The sequence below is a fragment of the Bradyrhizobium sp. SZCCHNRI1029 genome, from assembly GCF_032487555.1.
GTDB lineage: Bacteria > Pseudomonadota > Alphaproteobacteria > Rhizobiales > Xanthobacteraceae > Bradyrhizobium.
Window position 1 is genome coordinate 311,340 of record NZ_JAUEUK010000006.1, and the last position, 17,554, is coordinate 328,893.

The following is a 17,554-nucleotide window of genomic DNA, read 5'->3' on the forward strand; positions in this document are numbered from 1 at the left end:
GCTGCTCAGATTGCGGTGGCTGCGCCTCTCCGCGCTGATGTGTACGCTCGGCTTAGGATATTGACGTGCCCCCGCGACAATCGCCGGCATGGGTCTGGCGCCGTTTGTGGTGACTCGGGTCTCCTGAGCTTCTTGCGGGCGGGGACGCGTCGCTACGGCACAACCTGCCGAGCCCCAAGCGTCCGCTCCACGGTCCGACTTGTCATAATGACGTCTGGTGGATATATTGGTCCAACCATTGAGTTTAACCTGAGGGAGAACCGCTATCGTGACCTTCACCGAGGAGCAGGTCGCCTTTCGCGACAGCGTGCAGAAAGTCGTTGCCAGGCATGTGGCCCCGATCGCGGCCGAGATCGACGAGACCGATCGCTTCCCCGAGGAGATCGTCAAGATTTTTGGTGAAATGGGGCTGATGCAGCTCTGGGTGCCCGAGCAGTATGGCGGTCCCAACGGCAATCTCACCATGATGTGCATCGCACGGGAGGAGATCGCGAAAGTCTCGCCGGCCTGCGCGTCGATTGCCGGCCTCAACACGATGTTCATCATGCCGTTGCTGCACTTCGGCTCAGAAGAGCAGCGCAAGCGATTCCTCCCCATCATTGCGGAGGGCGGCGTCGTCACGGCCATCGCCATTTCCGAGCCCCAGGCGGGATCGGACGTCTCCGCCCTCAATACGCGGGCTCGCAAGGACGGCGACAGCTACGTCATTAACGGCAGGAAACAGTGGTGTAGCTACGGCGTTGCCGCCGACTACATCGTGCTGATGGCGCGCACCAGCGACAGCCCCGGCTCGGACGGCATCAGCGCATTCATTCTCGAGCCGAAGAAAATGCCGGGCATCAGCTTCGGTCGCCATGAACGCAAGATGGGTTTCCGCGGGGCGCCAAATACGCCGATCTTCCTGGACAACGTCCGCGTACCCGTCGAAAACCTCGTCGGCGAGGAAGGCAAGGGCTTCAAGGCCTCGATGCGCGCGCTCGACCTCAATCGGCCGACGATCGGCGCCCAATGCGTCGGCCTTGCGCAAGGCGCATTCGAAGCGAGCCTCGCCTACGCCAAGGAACGAAAGCAGTTCAAGAAGAGCATCTCCGAATTCCAGGGCGTCCAGTTCATCCTGGCAGACATGGCCATGCAGATCGAGGCGGCGCGTGCGCTGGTCTACGAATGCGCCCGCGCCGGAGACGCCGGCGACTGGAAACGCCTCAACGTGCTCGCGAGCATGGCCAAGTGCTTCAGCAGCGACATGGCGATGAAGGTGACGACCGACGCGGTGCAGGTCTTCGGCGGCTATGGCTACACCATGGATTATCCGGTCGAACGGATGATGCGTGATGCCAAGCTGACCCAGATCTTCGAGGGAACGAACCAGATCCAGCGCCTCGTGATCGCGCGCGAACTGCTTCGATAGCCGCCAAATTAGGAAACGCAGACCTGGAGGAACACCCTTGAGCCGCGCATCGGTCCTGACATCGTGCTCTCTGATCGTAGTCACTCTCCTGTCGCTCTCTGCCGCGCATGCCCAGAAGACTTATGATCCGGGAGCCAGCGACACCGAGATCAAGCTCGGTCAATCGACGCCGCTCAGCGGCCCGGCCTCCGCGTTTGGCGCAGGGGCTGGACGGGCGGTGCTCGGCTATTTCGAGATGCTCAATGAGCGTGGCGGGATCAATGGACGCAAGATCAGCTTCACCCAACTCGACAACGCCTACAGTGCGCCGAAAGCCGTCGAGCAATCCCGAAAGTTGATCGAGGATATCGGCGTCCTTGCCGAGGTCGGTACGATCGGGACCGCGCCGAACGTCGCCATCCAGAAATATCTCAACTCCAAGAAGGTGCCGCAACTCTTCATCACGGCGGGCGGACGCCGCTTCAACGATCCGAATCAATTTCCCTGGACCGTTCCGCTCTATCCAGACTTCGAGACCGAAGGCCGCGTCATGGCCAAATACATCCTCACAGCGAAGCCGGAGGCAAAGATCGGCGTTCTCTACCAGAACGACGATTTCGGGAGGGACTATCTCAAGGGTCTGCGCGCGGGACTCGGCGCAAAGGCGTCTCTGATCGTTACCCAGGTGTCCTACGAAGTTTCCGACCCAACCATCGATTCCCAGGTCGTTCAGTTGAAATCCGCCGGCGTCGACACGCTGATCGAACAGTCGTCGGCCAAGGCCGCGGCGCAGTCGATCCGCAAGGTGCATGAACTGGACTGGCATCCGCTGCACATCATCGGTGGCTCGACAGCCTCAGTCGAGACCGTGCTGAAGCCGGCCGGCCTCGACGCCTCCCGCGGTCTGGTCACCACGCAATTTCTCAAGCAGCCGGGCGATCCGGCTTGGACAGACGACGATGAGGTCAAGGCCTATAAGAATTTCCTGAAGAAGTATGCGCCGTCCGTCAATCCCGACGATTACTCGGTGCTCGTCGCCTACATGAACGTCAACGCGCTAGAGGCCGTCCTGAAGGCATGCGGCGACCAGTTGACCCGGGAAAATCTGATCAGGCAGGCAACATCCCTGCACGGCGAACGGTTGCCGATGATGCTGCCGGGCATCACCATCGGCACCAAGCCCGGCGACTACACGCCGTTCAGGACTCTGCGCATCGCCGTTTTCGATGGGACCAGTTGGACCTTGTCCGGCGAGCCGATGACGGCGGATTAAAAGCCGGTGGGTCGCGTCTCGTGCGCGCCCCACCGCAAGTTTCGCCTTCGTCTTTCGGCCCCCCTGAATGCAGAGACGCCAAGGGAGCGACGAAGGCGTAAGGTCAAAGACTGATGTGGAAGCCGCCGTTGACTCCGATGTGCTGGCCTGTCGTGTACGAGGACGCATCGGAGAGCAGGAAGCATACGGTCCGCACCACTTCGTCCGGTGTTGCCCAGCGTGCAAGCGGGATCTGCCCCAAGATACCATCGCGGAATTTCTCGCCGCGCACGACCTCGGTCATCGGCGTTTCGACCACGCCAAAGCAGATCGAATTGGCCCGGATGTTGTATTTGCCCCACTCCCGGGCTGCGGTCATGGTCATGGCGAGCAGTCCGGCCTTGGCGGCGGCATAGTTGATCTGGCCCACCGATCCCTTTCGCCCCGCGTCAGACGAGACGTTGACGATGGCTCCTCCCGAGGCGTCGCCGTCCTTCGCGCGCTGCACCAGATGGCGTCCCACCGCCTGCAACCAGAGGAACGCGCCGGTGAGATGAACGTCGATGACCTCCTGCCATTGATGCATGCTCATCTTTTCGATCAGCGCGGGGCGAATGATGCCGGCATTGTTGACCAGTCCGTTCACCGAACCGAACCTGTCGACGGCATCTGCGACGGTGCTTGCCGCCAGCTCAGCGTCGGTGACGCTGCCGACGACCTTCATCACCCGCTCCGCAGGAAAGCCCGCCAAAGCCGGCCCTAGCGCCTCGCCGTTGAGATCGACGGCCACGACATTTGCCCCAAGTTCGATGGCCAAGTCTGTCGTTGCCTTGCCGATCCCCTGCGCGGCGCCGGTGACGACGATCGTCCGGCCTTGTAGCGACACCATGTTCTTCGTCATTCGCAGTTCCTTAGTCTCCGGTGAAGTCCATCATCTTGTACGTGCCGTCCGGCCGTATCAGGTCGTGGCCCAGCCATGGCTGAGGACCAGCGCGTCGCGCTCGACGACCCGCGCCTGAAATGCGATGCGGTCGTCGAGGCGCCAGCATTCGAGCCGGATCGTGTCCCCAGGAAAGACCGGCGCAGACATGCGCGCCCGGATCGTCTTCAGCCGTGCGGGATCTCCGTCGCAGAAGCTCTCCACCAGGCCGCGACAGGCAAATCCATAGCTCGCAAGCCCGTGCAGGATGGGCTTCTGGAAACCGGCCTTGCTGGCAACCGCGGGGTCTATATGCAGAGGGTTGAGGTCTCCCGACAGACGATAAAGTACCGCCTGGTCCGGGCGCGTAGGCAAGGTGACGACGCGGTCCGGCGTACGATCCGGGACGGGCGGCGGAGCGGCGGCGGGTTCATCGCCGCCGGAAACTTGTGAGAAGCCGCCATCGCCGCGCAGCAAGAGCACCTGCTCACTGACGGCCACCAATCGTTTGTCCGTTTCGTCCCACAGTTCCTTCTCGACGTACATGATGGCGCCCTTGCCCTCGCCCTTGTCGACGAGCCGCGCGACACGACTCTTGCCGACCAGAATTCCGCTCGAAGGAAGCGCAGCATGCATCTGCACGGATTGCTCGCCATGCACCATTTTCGCGAAATTGATTCCGAGCTCCGCATTGTCCCTCATCCAGGCACCCGGCGAGGCTAGAACGGTCGCCATGGTCGGAAGTGGCACGAGATCCTTCTCGTAGACGAGGCGCAGTTGCCGCTCGTCCAATGGGCCGCTCGCGGCACCGACACCGAGCGCGTAGAGAATGGTGTCTCTCGCCGTGTAGACGTGGCGGACCTCGCTGGAACGCCAAGCCCGCGTCTTTGCATAATCAACCATCGCTCCCCCGGGTCTGGTCCCCCGCCAAGAAACAGATACAGCCTTGGTCTTTGGTTGAACCAATGATATACAGCCCGCCGGTCGTGGTCAACGATGCCCTATGCAGATGAGCGGCCACGGGCTGACGCGAGCGCGAGAGACCTGATGAGTATTCGAAGAAAGGCCTGCATAGCAGGCGCCTATGAGCACCCGACCCGAAAAGCACCGGATAAGACGGTCGCCCAGTTGCACGCTGAATGTGCGCGCGGAGCCCTGGAAGATGCTGGCCTGCGCCTCGAGGATGTCGATGGCTATTTCTGCGCAGGCGACGCGCCAGGACTCGGCGCGAACAGCATGGCGGATTATCTGGGACTGCGGCCCCGCCATGTGGACAGCACCGACACCGGCGGGTCCGCCTATTTGATTCACGTCTCGCATGCCGCCCAGGCGATTGCCATGGGCAAGTGTAACGTGGCTCTGATCACGCTCGCGGGGCGGCCGCGAAGCGAGGGATCAAGCGGCGTAGCGCCACGACTCGTCGGCGCGGGAACACCCGACGTGCCCTGGGAGGCGCCTTATGCTCCCGTGACGGTCAACATGTATGCGCTGGCGGCGGCCCGGCACATGTACGAGTACGGCACGACCAGCGAACAGCTGGCATGGATCAAGGTCGCGGCCGCAACCCACGCGCAGTATAATCCGAATGCGATGTTGCGCGATCAGGTCTCGGTCGACGATGTCCTCGCCTCGCCGATGATTTCCGATCCCTTGCATCGCCTCGACTGCTGCGTCGTCAGTGACGGCGGTGGTGCCCTGGTCGTCGTCCGCCCGGAGATCGCGCGCTCGCTCAAGCGACCCGTCGTCAATATTCTCGGCGCTGGCGAAGCGATCAAGGGTCAGTTGAACGGGCAGGTCGACTTGACGTTTTCGGGAGCAGCATGGTCCGGTCCTCGCGCGTTCGAGGAAGCCGGTGTCAAGCCTTCCGACATCGACTATGCCTCGATCTACGACAGCTTCACCATCACCGTGCTGATGCAGATCGAAGATCTCGGGTTCTGTGAGAAAGGCAAGGGCGGAGCTTTCGTTGCGGATGGCAATCTGATTTCCGGAGTAGGCAAGCTGCCGTTCAACACCGACGGCGGCGGACTTTGCAACAACCATCCCGCCAATCGCGGGGGCATCACCAAGGTCATCGAGGCCGTCCGCCAACTGCGCGGCGAAACCCACGCCAAAGTGCAGGTCCCGGATTGCAACCTTGCCCTCGCCCAAGGCACAGGCGGCTTGCTCGGCTCGCGCCATGGCAGTGCCACCCTGATCATGGAGCGCGCGTGAGATGACGACGATGTATCAGGACCGCCCGCTCGGCCTAGCGGTGCACGACCCCGCAACCGCGCCATTCTTTGCCGCAACGGCAGTCGGGGCGTTCCGCGTGAAGGTCTGCGTTTCCTGCCGCAAGCCGCATTGGTATCCGCGGCCGCTTTGTCCCTATTGTCTCGGAGACACCGAATGGAGCGATGTCACCGGCAAGGGTGAGATCTATAGCGTCAGCGTCACCCGCCGTGCCGGCCCCACACCCTACGCGATCGCCTATGTGCGGCTCGACGAGGGCATCACGATGTTGAGCAATATCGTCGATTGCAATCTCGATTCGCTGCGCATCGGGCAACGTGTCCACGTCGTATTCAAGCCCGCGGAGGACGGGACGATGATCCCGATGTTCGCCCCGGAACAGGGCTGACGAACGGCCCAGGAGCAGCTTCATGGCGCTTGACCCAAAGCTTCGGCGAACGCTTTCGTTGCCCGCCGTTTGCGCACCGATGTTCCTTGTCAGCGGCCCTGATCTCGTCCGCGAGGCCTGCAAGGCGGGCGTGATTGGCGCCCTGCCACGCCAAAACGCCCGCTCGTTCGACGAATTCGCTGAGTGGCTGCGCACGATCTCCGCGGATTTGCGCGAACACGCCGCGCAGGCGCCGGGACCGGTCGGTCCGCTCGCCGTGAACCTGTCTGCAAAGACGCCGGAAGACCAGATCGGGAGTCACCTCGATCTGTGCGTCGAACAAAATGTCGACATCGTCATCACCGTCGGCGGCAATCCCAAGATCATCGTGCAACAGGCGCATGATCGTGGGATAAAGGTCTTCCACGACATCACCAGCATCCCGTTCGCCGAGCGCGCCATGGCCGCCGGCGTCGATGGCCTGATCTGCATCGGCGCTGGAGGCGGTGGCCACTCCGGCACGATCAGCCACCTCGCATTGGTCCGCAAGGTCCGCTCGATCTTCAACGGAACGATCGTCATGGCCGGCGCCATTTCCGACGGCGCCACCATACGCGCGGCAGAAGTGCTCGGTGCCGACCTAGCTTATCTCGGGACCAGGTTCATCGCTACGAAGGAGTCGCTGGCGCCCGACGAATACAAGCGCATGATCGTATCGCAGACGTCCGCAGACCTGATTTATACGGAGAAGGTTGCCGGCGTCGCCGCGAACTGGCTGGCCGCGTCGTTGCGCGCTGCGGGCCTCGATCCGGACGCCTTGCCCGACCCGATGGGCAAGGGCATGCGGCACGACCATCTGCCTGAGAGCGCAAAGCCCTGGAAGAACCTGTGGAGCGCAGGTCAAGGAATCGATTTGATCGACGAGATTCCGACCGTCGCGGATCTGATTGTGAAGCTGAAGCGGGAATATGCGGAAGCTTGCCAGATCCCCGCCATGGTCTGAGGTACCTTGCAGGACGATCTCCGGGCGGCCGCATCACCTCTTATGGTGATTTCCTCAAAGCCCGAGCACCTGCTTGGCGATGATGTCGCGCTGGATTTCCGAACTCCCGCCGAAGATCGTGTTGGCGCGGCCGTTGAGATGACGTGCCACCACGCTTAGCAATTCTTCTGGGATGATCGGCTCGTCATTGAGAGCATGGAGAGGACGGCGCCTTTCCTCCACCAGTGCATTTTGCCCGATCATTTCAACTCCCACGCGCGAGATGGCCTGGTGGATCTCGCTCGCACGCAGCTTGAGGACCGACGACACCGGTCCTGGATTTTCGCCTCTCTGCAAGGCTGACAACACCCGCAGCTCGAGGAACTCCAATGTCTGGACGTCGAGTTCGATGTCCGACAGTTTGGTCGCGATCTCCGGGTGCGATATCGCCTTGCAAGACAGGTCGGAGTTGGCCAGTTCCCGCACCTTCTCAAGCGCATGTCTCAGTTTCGGCGAGTTGATTCCGCCGCCCCGCTCGAATTCCAGCAGATACTTGCCGCACGTCCAGCCCCGTCCCTCCTCGCCGACGAGATTGGTCACCGGAACTTCCACACCGTCGAAGAACACCTGATTGACGTCATGGTCGCCGCTGATCATCGTGATCGGGCGAATCGTGATGTCGGGCGACGCCATGTCGATGAGCAGGAAGCTGATGCCGTCCTGTTGCCGCGGTTCATCGCTGGTTCGAACCAGCGCGAACATGCGGTTTGCGAAGTGCGCGTGCGTTGTCCAAATCTTGGTGCCGTTGACGATGTAATGATCGCCATGGCGAACGGCGCGTGTCGTCAGCGAGGCAAGGTCAGATCCCGAGCCAGGCTCCGAATAGCCCTGGCACCATCGATCTTCGCCGCTGAGGATGCGGGGCAGGTAGAACTTCTTTTGCTCCGGGGTCCCGAAGCGCATCAAGACGGGTCCGACCATCTTGATGCCCATGGGAGATAGCTGCGGCGCGCCTGCTGCGGCACACTCGGATTCGAAGATCCATCGCTGCCTCGCGGTCCAGCCGGGGCCGCCATGCTCCTTAGGCCAACCGGGTGCGACCCAGCCCCGCTCGTGCAAAGCCGTTTGCCATGGCGCGACGATGTCGGGATCGGAGAAGAAGGAGACATTGAGAGAACTGGCCCGCCGCAGTTCGGGCGAAAGACGGGCCGCGATGAATGCCCGCACCTCATCTCTGAAGCACAACTCATCGGGCTTGAGCAATATCGACATGACTGATCTCATTCAGATCGGGAGTTGCCAAACAGCTTGGCGTGACGCTGCAGATGGTAGTCCACGCTGCCAAAAAGCGCTTCGAACGCCAACAGCCGTTTGAAATAGAGTCCGAGGTCGAGCTCGTCCGTGACGCCCATCGCACCGTGAAGTTGCACCGCCTGCTCCGCGACACTCCGTGCGCAGCGGCCGATTTTGGCCTTGGCTCCGGATGCGGCGAGCGATCGCTGCGTCGGACCGGCATCGGCACCCACGAAAAGAGCCGCGCGCGACGCCATCGCTCGGGCTTCCTCGCATTGCACATACATGTCGGCCAGCCTGTGACGGATCACCTGGTTGGCCCCGAGCGGCCGACCGAATTGCTTGCGCACCTTCGTGTAGTCGAGCGTGGCGTCGAACATGCTTCGCATCATGCCGACGGCCTCGGCGCAGAGTGCGGCAATCGCCCGATCGACGACACCTTCGATCGCCGGCAGCGCATCCCCGCCCCCTCCAAGCCGCGCATCCGGCGGAAGCCGAGCCTGTTCGAATGTCAGCTCCGCGACGCGGCCCCCACCTAGCCGTGGTGCATCGCGCAGCCTCAGCCCCGCGGCATCCTTCGGCACCAGGAACAGAACAATTCCAGCCCCCTGCGCATCGGGCAAGCGCGCCGACACGATATGGGCGTCCGCAGACGCTGCGTCGAGCACGGCGATCTTGCGGCCGTGGAGCATCCAACCCTGCTTGTCGGTCTGCGCCACAGTGTGGACCTCGGAAAGGCCTGCCCTTGCATCCGACTCGTAGTGAGCGAACGATAGCAGACGCTCGCCGTTGATGATGGACGGCAGCAGGCTTGTCCGCTGCCCGTCCGTGCCGCATTCCGCAATCAGGGTCCCAGCCAGCAGCACCGTCGAGAGATAAGGCTCGGTCGCAAGCCCGCGGCCGAACTCCTCCATCAGGATCGCGACCTCGACGGGTCCTGCGCCAAAGCCGCCAACCTCCTCCGCAAACGGAAGCCCGAGCCAGCCCAGATCGGCGAACTTGCGCCAGTTCTCGCGCTTGAATCCCATAGGATCCTGCATCGCATAGCGACGTGCCGCCTGGTCGTACTGTTCAGCGATAAACCGCTCGGCGCTATGGCGCAGCATCTGCTGCGCTTCGCTCGGCGTCAGATCCATCCTTGAGCTCCATTCATGTCGCCCGCCAATCTCGGTTTCCGGGCGCGCAGATCGACCATCGCCTAATAAAGTCGCGAGAAGCGGATCGGAAGCCGCTTCAAACCGCCGACGAAGGATGTCTCGGTCCAGGCCGGCTCGCCAGCAAGTTCGATCCCGTCGACGCGCGAGAGCAGTTCGCGCATGAAGGCGATCATTTCGACCTTGGCGAGATATAGTCCGAGGCAGGCGTGAATGCCGAAACCGAAGCCGACGTGGCGGTTCGGGGTCCGGTCGGCGACGAATGCGAAGGGAGACTCGAAGGCATCCTCATCCCGATTTGCAGAGGGATAGGCCAGCAGCAGATGATCGCCTTGTTTGATGGTCCTGCCGCGCAACGTATAGGTCTCCGTCGCGGTCCGGAAGAAATGCTTCACCGGAGATACCCAGCGCACCATTTCCTCGACAGCGGCAGGAATAAGATCGGGATTTTGCTTCAGCTTTCGCATTTCTCCGGGATTCTCGATCAAGGCGAGCAGACCGCCGGAGAGAGTTGCGCTGATCGTGTCGTGACCAGCACTGGCGAGCGCCACATAATAGGACGAGGTCTCGAACTCGCCTATCGGCTCGCCGTCGACCTCGGCCGTCGCAATGATGCTCGCGAGGTCGTCGGTGGGGTTCCGCCGTCGTTCCCGCGCCACTTCCTTGAAGAAGTTCACATAGGCGAAGGTGGCATCGATCAGGTCGTTGCCGCGCTGCACCTCCGCATCGCCACCGCCGAAATAAGCTCGAGTGATATCGAGCAATCGCGGGCCATGCTCATCCGGGATTCCGAGAATCAGCATGATGACCCTGAGCGGATACCACCCTGCGACATCTTTATAGAAGTCGCACTCGGTCCCCTTTCCAAGCATCTGGTCGACACTGGTCCGTGCGATCACGGCGATCCTGTCTTCCAGATGGCGCACTTCACGCGGCTGAAACCAGGCATGCGTAATCTTCTTGTACTTGGCATGGTCCGGATTATCCATCTGATTGATCGCGCGGACCAGCATTGGTCGGCCTGCCATCGCGTCCCGGACCTTTGTCTCGAAATCGATGGACAACAGCTTGGTGCGGGGCGCGTTGATGAACTTCTCGTTCTGCCGTTCGATCTCGATGACGTCCTGATGCTTGCTGATGGTCCAGAACGGACGGAAGCCCGGAGGTTCAGTCCAATGTACGGGATCCTGCTTGCGAAGGGTCGAGAACAGGGCATGCTGCCTGTCGAGAGCCCCGTAGGTTTCGTGGTCGACGATCGCTTGGTCTAAACTCGTTTCTTGCATCGCGTCCTCCCCTCGCTTCTTGTTCAGTTCATCCGCAGCACTGGCTTGACGGTTGCGCCGGCTTCCATGTCTTCGACCGCCTGGTTTATCTTTTCGAACGGATAGAAGCTGACGATCCTGTCGAGCGGCAGCCGCCCCTGGCGGAAAAAATCAACGAGCCTCGGCAGGAAGATCGTGGGCACGGCATCACCCTCGACGACGCCCCGGACCGTCAGACCTCCGCCGACCAGAACGCTTGCCTCCACGGGAAACCGCGTCCCGCGCGGCGGCGCGGCCACCTGGGCGGATGAGCCCCGCTGCCGCAGGCACGCGATCGAAGCGGCGACCACCTCGGGCACGCCCGTGGTGTCGAGCGAGTGATCGACGCCGCGGCCACGGCCGAGCGCGGCAACGGCCTTGGCCAGATCGGGTGTCCGGCCATCCACGATGTGGGTTGCTCCGATGTCACGCGCACGGGCAAGACGTTCATCGCGGATGTCGACGGCAACGATCGTGCCGCAGCCCGCCAGCTTGGCGGCCATGATCGCCGCCATCCCGACCGCGCCGACGCCGAACACGGCGATCGACGCACCAGCCCGAGGGGTCAGCACGTTCATTACCGCACCCGCGCCGGTCTGGATCCCGCAGCCCATCGGCGCGAGCAGCGCGAGCGGCAGATCGTTGCCGACCTTCACCACGTTTCGGGCCGTGGCAATGGCATGGGTTGCGAACGCCGATTGCGCAAAGAAGTAGCCGCTAAGCTCAGCGCCGCGGTAGCGGAGGCCTGAGCCACCGCGCCGCTGACCGAACAGGTTGATCATCCCGAACTCATCACAATAGCCGGGCGCGCCGAGTTGGCACTGTCCGCATGCGCCGCACGAGCCAAAGCTCATCAGCACGTGATCGCCCTCGGCCAGCCCGACCACGCCCGGACCGACGCGTTCGATCACGCCCGCGCCCTCATGACCGAGAATTTTGGGGAGCGGCACGGGGAGGTGCTGCAGTTTCACCGCGAGATCGGTATGGCAGATGCCGCAAGCCTCGACCCGTACGAGCAGCTCTCCGGGCGCAAGATCATCCGACAGATCGCAGCTGATCAGTTCGAACGGTCGCTCCGGCGCAACTGCAACTGCGGCTGTGATCTTCATGCTCGTCTTCTCCGTTACAGATTGCGCAGTGCCGTCAAATCATGCGGAAGCGAGATGTAGGGGATGGATCAACGGAGTTGGAAGCGGATCGGGAGGCGCTTGGGCCCGTTGACGAACCAGGACACGGTCGTTGCTCCTTCGCCGTCGAGCTCAACGCAGGAAATCCGCTGCAACAATTCTTCGAAGAGGATCCGCATCTCGAGCTTGGCAAGATATTGCCCCAGACACAGATGGGCTCCGTAGCCGAAGGCGAGATGGCGGTTCGGCGAGCGATCGATCCGAAACGTGTCGGGATCCTGGAAGACGGCCTCGTCGCGATTCGCAGAGGCGTAGCACAGCATGAGCCAATCGCCGCGCCTGATGGAGCGGCCGTCCAGTTCGGTGTCCTCGGCGGCCGTGCGCATGAAATGCTTGACCGGCGTGGTCCAGCGGATCGCCTCGTCGACGAAGCCGGGGATCAGGCCAGGATCGGCTTTCAGCCTTTCGAACTGCTGCGGATGTTCGCAAAGCGCCCACATCCCGCCTGCACTCGAGGACGATGTGGTGTCGTGGCCGGCGGTCGCGATGGTCACGAAATAGCTGAGCGCATCCAGGTCCGAGATCGATTCGCCGTCGATCTGCGCGTTGGCGATGACGCTTGCAAGATCATCGGACGGGTTGGCGCGCCGGTCCGCAACCACAGACGAGAAGAACTCGCCGAACTCCAATACGACATCCGATAGAGCCGTGGCACCGTCGTTTCGACCCTTGCGCGCGTTATCCGGGTCCTTGGTGCCGAAGAACTCCTGCGTCAAGCGCAACATCTTGGGCTCATGATCCGGATCGACGCCCAGAATCGCCATGACCACCCGCAGCGGAAACCCGAGCGCGATTTCGGACACGAAGTCGCAATGCTGGCCGGACGCGGTGAGGCGGTCCGCATAGCTTCTTGCGATGTCGCGAATCCTGCCTTCGATCGAACGCAGATTACCCGGCGTGAACCATTTCTGCGTCAATGCACGGAACTTGGGATGATCGGGAGCATCCATCTGCACCAGGGTGCGGAGGAGGCCGTTGCCCCCCGTCGCCGCCTCGATCTTGGCTTCGGCTTTGCTGCTCAGCAACGCCACCGGGCGATCACTGCTGCGAAACAGCTGGCTCTGCTGGCTAATGGTCTGAATGTCCGCGTGGCGCGTCACGACCCAGAAAGGGTTGAACCCGCGCGGACTGGCCTTCCCGAGCGGTTGATTGACGCGCAGCCAGCGATAGGCATCGAAGATGCGTTGAGTGCCGTAGGCTGAAGGGTCCGTCAGCACGGCGACGATGTTGTCGGGGATTGGAAAATTCGCAGCGCTCAACCCCGGTCCCTCCTTCATGTCGCAGTGCTCGCGGGTTCAGGAAGGAAGCCCAGCGGCAGGCGATCGACGACTTCGACATTCCTGATGCGCCGTCGCGGCTACTCGGCTGCCGCGACGATCCTCTCTTCCGCGCCTCGAAGAACTTTGCCCTCGCGCAGCGCCGCGATCTCCTGCGGGCTCAGTCCCAAAAGGCTCTGCAACAACCTTGGCCCATCCTCGCCGAGCGCAGGCACCTTGTTCCGGACATTGGCCGCGCTCTGCGCGAACCGGAATGCGGGGTTTGGAATGAGCAGCGGCCCGGCGCCGTCATCGATCTCCTCAAAGACGCCGCGCTCCTGGATAGGCGGCAGCGCCATCGTCTCACGGATGGTCCGGTATTGAGAACACGGCACGCCGGCTTCGGTTAGGGTCGCCTCGCATTCCGCTGAAGCTCGCGATGCCGCCCAGCCGTCGAGCAGGTTCATCAATTCGGACCAGTGATGCTCGCGGGCGCTGCTGGTTGCGAAGCGCGCATCGGTGATCCATTCCGGATGACCGACGCCGCGCGCCAAAGCCTCGAAGTTGTTCTGGCTCACGGGGGCGACGAGCAGGAAGCCATCGCTCGCCTGCGTGGGTCGATAGACCGGCCGGCGGCGCTCGGCCGGGAATTGCGCTTCCTGGCACTCGTACACCAGCATGCCGACCATGGCGTCGAGCAGCGATACGTCGATATAGTCGCCCTGCCCGGTCTTGAGCGTCCGAAACAGTGCGGCTTGAATGGCTCCGAATGCCGTCGAGCCACCGAGAACATCAGCGATGAAGATTCCGTTCTTCAGCGGACGCTCGACATTCCCCTCCTGATAGTCGAGGTTCGCCATGTCGTAGCCCGAGGTTGCGTGCAGCACCGGCGCATACGCGCTCCGTCCGGACCACGAGCCCTCCTGGCCGAACCCCGAGATCGAGCAGTACACGAGCTTGGGATTGATCTTCGCAAGGGTTTCGTAGTCCAGCGCGAGCCGCTGCATGACGCCGGGGCGGTAGTTCTCCACGAGCACATCGCACCGGGGCACCAGATCGTAGATCAGCTTGCGGGCCGCGGGCTGCTTGAGATCCAGGGCGATGCTGCTCTTGCCGGCATTGAGCTGGGAGAAATAGGCGCTTCGCCCATCCCGCAGCGGCGGACGCAACCGGATGTGATCGCCCTCCGGGGGCTCCACCTTGATTACTTCTGCGCCCATGTCCGCCATCAACCGCGTGCAATAAGGGCCGGACATCATCGCGGTGAAGTCGAGGACGCGGATTCCGTCGAGGATTCCTGGCCGGGCCGGTCCGATTGCCATATCGACGCTCATTTCAGATTGGTTTCTGATACGGCAAGCGCCGCCAGCCGGCTGCCACCGATCGTATCGAGATAAACGCTGGACGAGGCGCTCCGCACGTAGCGATCGAGATAGGCGCTGAATGTCTCGGCACTGGCGCTGCTCTTCACATAGTCCTTCAGATGCGCTTCATCGGAGCGATAGAGCGAAGGTGAAGCGGTCGGATGCGCGCCGAATGGCGCCTCGACGACCGCGTCGACCATGGCGCTCGGCAGCTTGGTCAGATGATTGCTGCGCCTGATCGTGTCGGTCGACACGATGCGATCGACCGAGACGATGACCCGCCGGGACGCCTGGGCGATCATCGCGTCGAAGAACGGCGGCCCAAGGTGCTGAACGTTGCCGTGCTCGTCGGCTTGCTGCGCGTGCAGCAGGCAGACATCCGGCTTGACGGCCGCGACGGCGAGCATCCTGCGCTCGCCAGGCTTGGACGGGAGCGGCCAATAATGCTCCGGCGCAAATTTCGGCAGGTCGGTGCAGAGGTCCGGCACGGGCATGTAGGGCAAATCGCAAATTCCCGCGCGCAATCCGCCCGCAATAGCAGGACCGTCCAGATCGTAGACCTTGAGCGTGCCGTTCTCCGATTGACGACGGAAATGCGGCGCCAGACCGAACTGCTCAAAGCTGATGAAGACGCAGACGGTGGAGGCAACACATCCCGCACCGATCAGCATGTCCGGCGCGATCGAGCCGGGCGCAGGGATCAAATGCAGGTCGCGAGCTCCTTTGCGGATCAACGCGCGTACGAGCGCCATCGGCTGCGAATTGAATATCCAACCGCCAAGGGCAACTTTGGCTCCGTCCGGGATCTCGGCTACGGCCTCATCGACGGAAACGATCTTGCTCTTTGTCATGGGACTTCGGCTTGCCTGTCAGTCTGATGGAAGGAGATCCGCCGCACGGTCAGGGAAACTTGCGCCGGAGATCGCCGCGCCGATCGACATGTTCGCGCAGCAGCGCGAGCTCCTGATCGGTGGGCATGGTCGTCACAGGGGGCATGCCCTCGACGACGATGTCGAAGGCCGTGGAGTCGCGGATCTGCTCGAGCGTCACGCCGGGGCTGATCGACCTCACGCGCATGGCCTTGCTGTCCGGCACGAAATCGAAAACTCCAAGCGGGGACAGCACCAGTCTGGGGCCGCCAGGCGGCAATCCCGTGCGCTCGCGGGAATCACCGCCTTCCATGTGACCGGCTCCGCACAGGAAATCGACCCGCGGCACGAACGCGCTGCGGTCGTGACGCGTCAGGCACACATAGAACCGCTTGGCGAGACCGCAAAGCGCACTGATGCCGACGGTTCCCGGCCCGCGTACGCGCGGCTTACGCTGATCACCGACCACCACCGTGTTGATGTTGCCGAAGCGGTCGACCTGCAGCGCCGACAGGATGGCGAAATCGAAGAAGTGGATCTTCCAGTCGATGAAGTCGATCATGACCGGCAGATCCATCCAGGACTCCGCCGACTCGAGGTTCTCGTAGTCGGCCGTCGACAGCAGATGATCGCGCGTCGGATTGACCATTCCGCCCGGACCGGAGATCCACCACAAGCGCGGCGCCTGCAGGCGGCGCGCGAGATTGCAGGCGGCAAGCTGAATGTCGGAATTGGTTCCGATGATGACCTTCTCGCCATCGGCGATATCGCGCGCCAGCAACACCGCCAGCGTCTCTCCGAGGGAGGGATTTGCAGCCATTTGTCCGCGACCTATTGGTTGAACCATTGGCAATTTAGCGAGGGTCGGATGCCGTGTCAACGGACCCACGGCCGGCGGCGACGAGACCGCGCGGATTCGTGCCGGACAATTCGGACGTGATCGGGGGTCGGCCAGCCACGCGTGTCCGCATGCCATCCGGAGTGGACGCATCGGCTGCTCGACAGACGAGGGTCGCGTTGCGCAGTAAGTGGATTTAGCGCTGGGCGGCCGGCGGAGACCGGCGGGCGCGTGGAGCGGCCTTGGTAGCCGACACACCTGACACACCTTCCGCGGCCTGAATGCGCGACATATAGCTTCGCTGCAGCCGCTTCAGGCAGGATTCCATCTCGGCCACGGCAGCTTCAGCGTCGCCTGCAGCAAAATGATCCATGAAGCGGCGCCGCGACGGCAACACGAAGCTGTTGTCATACTCGCCGATCCGCTGCACGAAATGAGTGAGCACATCGAGCACCCCGTTCATGACGATGACCATGATCGGATTGTCCGTGAGACGCGCTAGCATTCTGTGGAATTCGATGTGCCTCTCCGCGCGGCCTGCGAAGTCGCCCCGGCGGCGCGCTTCCTGCGCTTCATCGATATTACGGTTCAGCATCTCGATGTCTGCGGCCGTTGCGCGCCGGCACGCTTCTCGGACAACGACCGATTCGAGCCAGATGCGGGCCTCGGTCAACTGTGCGGGCTGGATGGTACCGACGTGGTACATGTCCATCAACCCGGTCGCGATGGCTTCGCCGCTGTGCTGGCTGATGAATGCGCCCCCGCGGGCGCCCTTCTGCAGGCGGATGAGACCGGCATGCTCGAGCGAACGCAAGGCCTCACGAAGGGTATTGCGAGAGACGCCAAATTGCTCCGACAGCGCACGCTCGGAAGGCAGACGGTTGCCGACCGTAAGTCTGCCGGAGGAAAGCTCCGTTCGGATCTGAGCGGCAATCTCATCGAACGCGCGGGACGATTTAATTCGTTGGAACTGCGCAATCGGCGCAGCCTCTGCGTTGGATTTGGCCGGCAATTGTGAAGCGCTCATATCCACCCGATGGTTCGAAGCTGCAAGGAAATATAGGCGAAGCTGACGATTCTCGCCATAGCGCGTTGGCGTTGACCCAGACTTCTCACAAATGTAGAATGGTAGGACCAAACGGGGAGTAGCCAC

Annotated in this window: 16 protein-coding genes; 5 read left to right on the top strand and 11 right to left on the bottom strand. The window is 62.5% G+C overall.

What is annotated here, in order from left to right:
* The first annotated feature begins 268 nt into the window (after nt 1-268).
* Entirely contained in the window at nt 269-1,408 is a 1,140-nt protein-coding gene (locus tag QW861_RS19250) for an acyl-CoA dehydrogenase family protein (protein ID WP_315754137.1), read from the top strand.
* 37 nt (nt 1,409-1,445) lie between these two features.
* Nucleotides 1,446-2,660, top strand: coding sequence for an ABC transporter substrate-binding protein (locus QW861_RS19255; RefSeq protein ID WP_316168097.1), 1,215 nt, complete (start codon nt 1,446-1,448; stop codon nt 2,658-2,660).
* A gap of 103 nt (nt 2,661-2,763) precedes the next feature.
* Here QW861_RS19255 and QW861_RS19260 read toward each other — a convergent pair whose 3' ends face one another.
* Both QW861_RS19260 and QW861_RS19265 read right to left on the bottom strand, forming a co-directional pair.
* On the bottom strand, nt 2,764-3,540 hold the full coding sequence (locus tag QW861_RS19260) for an SDR family NAD(P)-dependent oxidoreductase (protein WP_015665278.1): 777 nt from the start codon (nt 3,538-3,540) through the stop codon (nt 2,764-2,766).
* Nucleotides 3,541-3,597: 57 nt separating this feature from the next.
* Nucleotides 3,598-4,461 (bottom strand): MaoC/PaaZ C-terminal domain-containing protein, encoded by an 864-nt coding sequence (locus tag QW861_RS19265; protein ID WP_316171388.1) that lies wholly within the window; start codon nt 4,459-4,461, stop codon nt 3,598-3,600.
* A gap of 144 nt (nt 4,462-4,605) precedes the next feature.
* Between QW861_RS19265 and QW861_RS19270 the strand changes: the two genes are divergently transcribed.
* From QW861_RS19270 to QW861_RS19280, 3 genes are read left to right on the top strand one after another with little or no spacing between them, the layout of a single operon-like run.
* Nucleotides 4,606-5,772, top strand: a complete 1,167-nt coding sequence (locus QW861_RS19270; RefSeq protein WP_042339184.1) for a thiolase domain-containing protein — start codon at nt 4,606-4,608, stop codon at nt 5,770-5,772.
* Between the two features lies 1 nt (nt 5,773).
* Nucleotides 5,774-6,178, top strand: coding sequence for a Zn-ribbon domain-containing OB-fold protein (locus tag QW861_RS19275; RefSeq protein ID WP_015665275.1), 405 nt, complete (start codon nt 5,774-5,776; stop codon nt 6,176-6,178).
* Nucleotides 6,179-6,200: 22 nt separating this feature from the next.
* Nucleotides 6,201-7,160 carry a nitronate monooxygenase gene (locus tag QW861_RS19280; RefSeq protein WP_315754131.1) on the top strand — a complete coding sequence of 320 codons (960 nt, stop codon included), beginning with the start codon at nt 6,201-6,203 and terminating at the stop codon, nt 7,158-7,160.
* A 54-nt stretch (nt 7,161-7,214) separates the two neighbouring features.
* Here QW861_RS19280 and QW861_RS19285 read toward each other — a convergent pair whose 3' ends face one another.
* The 9 genes from QW861_RS19285 to QW861_RS19325 form a co-directional block, all read right to left on the bottom strand.
* Complete coding sequence (locus tag QW861_RS19285) at nt 7,215-8,411, bottom strand: acyl-CoA dehydrogenase family protein (protein ID WP_315754129.1); 1,197 nt, start codon at nt 8,409-8,411, stop codon at nt 7,215-7,217.
* An 8-nt stretch (nt 8,412-8,419) separates the two neighbouring features.
* Nucleotides 8,420-9,568, bottom strand: coding sequence for an acyl-CoA dehydrogenase (locus QW861_RS19290; protein ID WP_315754127.1), 1,149 nt, complete (start codon nt 9,566-9,568; stop codon nt 8,420-8,422).
* Nucleotides 9,569-9,630: 62 nt separating this feature from the next.
* Nucleotides 9,631-10,869, bottom strand: coding sequence for a cytochrome P450 (locus QW861_RS19295; RefSeq protein ID WP_315754124.1), 1,239 nt, complete (start codon nt 10,867-10,869; stop codon nt 9,631-9,633).
* A 23-nt stretch (nt 10,870-10,892) separates the two neighbouring features.
* Entirely contained in the window at nt 10,893-11,996 is a 1,104-nt protein-coding gene (locus QW861_RS19300) for an NAD(P)-dependent alcohol dehydrogenase (protein ID WP_315754121.1), read from the bottom strand.
* A gap of 68 nt (nt 11,997-12,064) precedes the next feature.
* Complete coding sequence (locus QW861_RS19305; protein ID WP_315754119.1) at nt 12,065-13,351, bottom strand: cytochrome P450; 1,287 nt, start codon at nt 13,349-13,351, stop codon at nt 12,065-12,067.
* Nucleotides 13,352-13,431: 80 nt separating this feature from the next.
* The gene (locus tag QW861_RS19310) at nt 13,432-14,664 is read right to left on the bottom strand and encodes a CoA transferase (RefSeq protein WP_315754117.1); all 1,233 of its coding nucleotides are present in this window, start codon (nt 14,662-14,664) and stop codon (nt 13,432-13,434) included.
* Nucleotides 14,661-15,545 carry a CoA transferase subunit A gene (locus QW861_RS19315; RefSeq protein WP_315754114.1) on the bottom strand — a complete coding sequence of 295 codons (885 nt, stop codon included), beginning with the start codon at nt 15,543-15,545 and terminating at the stop codon, nt 14,661-14,663. The genes QW861_RS19310 and QW861_RS19315 overlap by 4 nt, the downstream gene beginning before the upstream one ends.
* 49 nt (nt 15,546-15,594) lie before the next feature.
* A complete protein-coding gene (locus QW861_RS19320; RefSeq protein ID WP_315754112.1) occupies nt 15,595-16,383 on the bottom strand; it encodes a CoA-transferase subunit beta in 789 nt (262 codons plus the stop codon).
* Nucleotides 16,384-16,597: 214 nt separating this feature from the next.
* Nucleotides 16,598-17,428, bottom strand: coding sequence for a FadR/GntR family transcriptional regulator (locus QW861_RS19325; protein ID WP_315754159.1), 831 nt, complete (start codon nt 17,426-17,428; stop codon nt 16,598-16,600).
* Nucleotides 17,429-17,554: the final 126 nt, after the last annotated feature.

What these genes read in the sequence shown, in the direction of transcription:
- QW861_RS19260 (WP_015665278.1), bottom strand. Translation starts at nt 3,540, where the DNA reads ATGACGAAGAACATGGTGTCGCTACAAGGCCGGACGATCGTCGTCACC.
- QW861_RS19265 (WP_316171388.1), bottom strand. Translation starts at nt 4,461, where the DNA reads ATGGTTGATTATGCAAAGACGCGGGCTTGGCGTTCCAGCGAGGTCCGC.
- QW861_RS19270 (WP_042339184.1), top strand. Translation starts at nt 4,606, where the DNA reads ATGAGTATTCGAAGAAAGGCCTGCATAGCAGGCGCCTATGAGCACCCG.
- QW861_RS19275 (WP_015665275.1), top strand. Translation starts at nt 5,774, where the DNA reads ATGACGACGATGTATCAGGACCGCCCGCTCGGCCTAGCGGTGCACGAC.
- QW861_RS19280 (WP_315754131.1), top strand. Translation starts at nt 6,201, where the DNA reads ATGGCGCTTGACCCAAAGCTTCGGCGAACGCTTTCGTTGCCCGCCGTT.
- QW861_RS19285 (WP_315754129.1), bottom strand. Translation starts at nt 8,411, where the DNA reads ATGTCGATATTGCTCAAGCCCGATGAGTTGTGCTTCAGAGATGAGGTG.
- QW861_RS19290 (WP_315754127.1), bottom strand. Translation starts at nt 9,568, where the DNA reads ATGGATCTGACGCCGAGCGAAGCGCAGCAGATGCTGCGCCATAGCGCC.
- QW861_RS19295 (WP_315754124.1), bottom strand. Translation starts at nt 10,869, where the DNA reads ATGCAAGAAACGAGTTTAGACCAAGCGATCGTCGACCACGAAACCTAC.
- QW861_RS19300 (WP_315754121.1), bottom strand. Translation starts at nt 11,996, where the DNA reads ATGAAGATCACAGCCGCAGTTGCAGTTGCGCCGGAGCGACCGTTCGAA.
- QW861_RS19305 (WP_315754119.1), bottom strand. Translation starts at nt 13,351, where the DNA reads ATGAAGGAGGGACCGGGGTTGAGCGCTGCGAATTTTCCAATCCCCGAC.
- QW861_RS19310 (WP_315754117.1), bottom strand. Translation starts at nt 14,664, where the DNA reads ATGAGCGTCGATATGGCAATCGGACCGGCCCGGCCAGGAATCCTCGAC.
- QW861_RS19315 (WP_315754114.1), bottom strand. Translation starts at nt 15,545, where the DNA reads ATGACAAAGAGCAAGATCGTTTCCGTCGATGAGGCCGTAGCCGAGATC.
- QW861_RS19320 (WP_315754112.1), bottom strand. Translation starts at nt 16,383, where the DNA reads ATGGCTGCAAATCCCTCCCTCGGAGAGACGCTGGCGGTGTTGCTGGCG.
- QW861_RS19325 (WP_315754159.1), bottom strand. Translation starts at nt 17,428, where the DNA reads ATGAGCGCTTCACAATTGCCGGCCAAATCCAACGCAGAGGCTGCGCCG.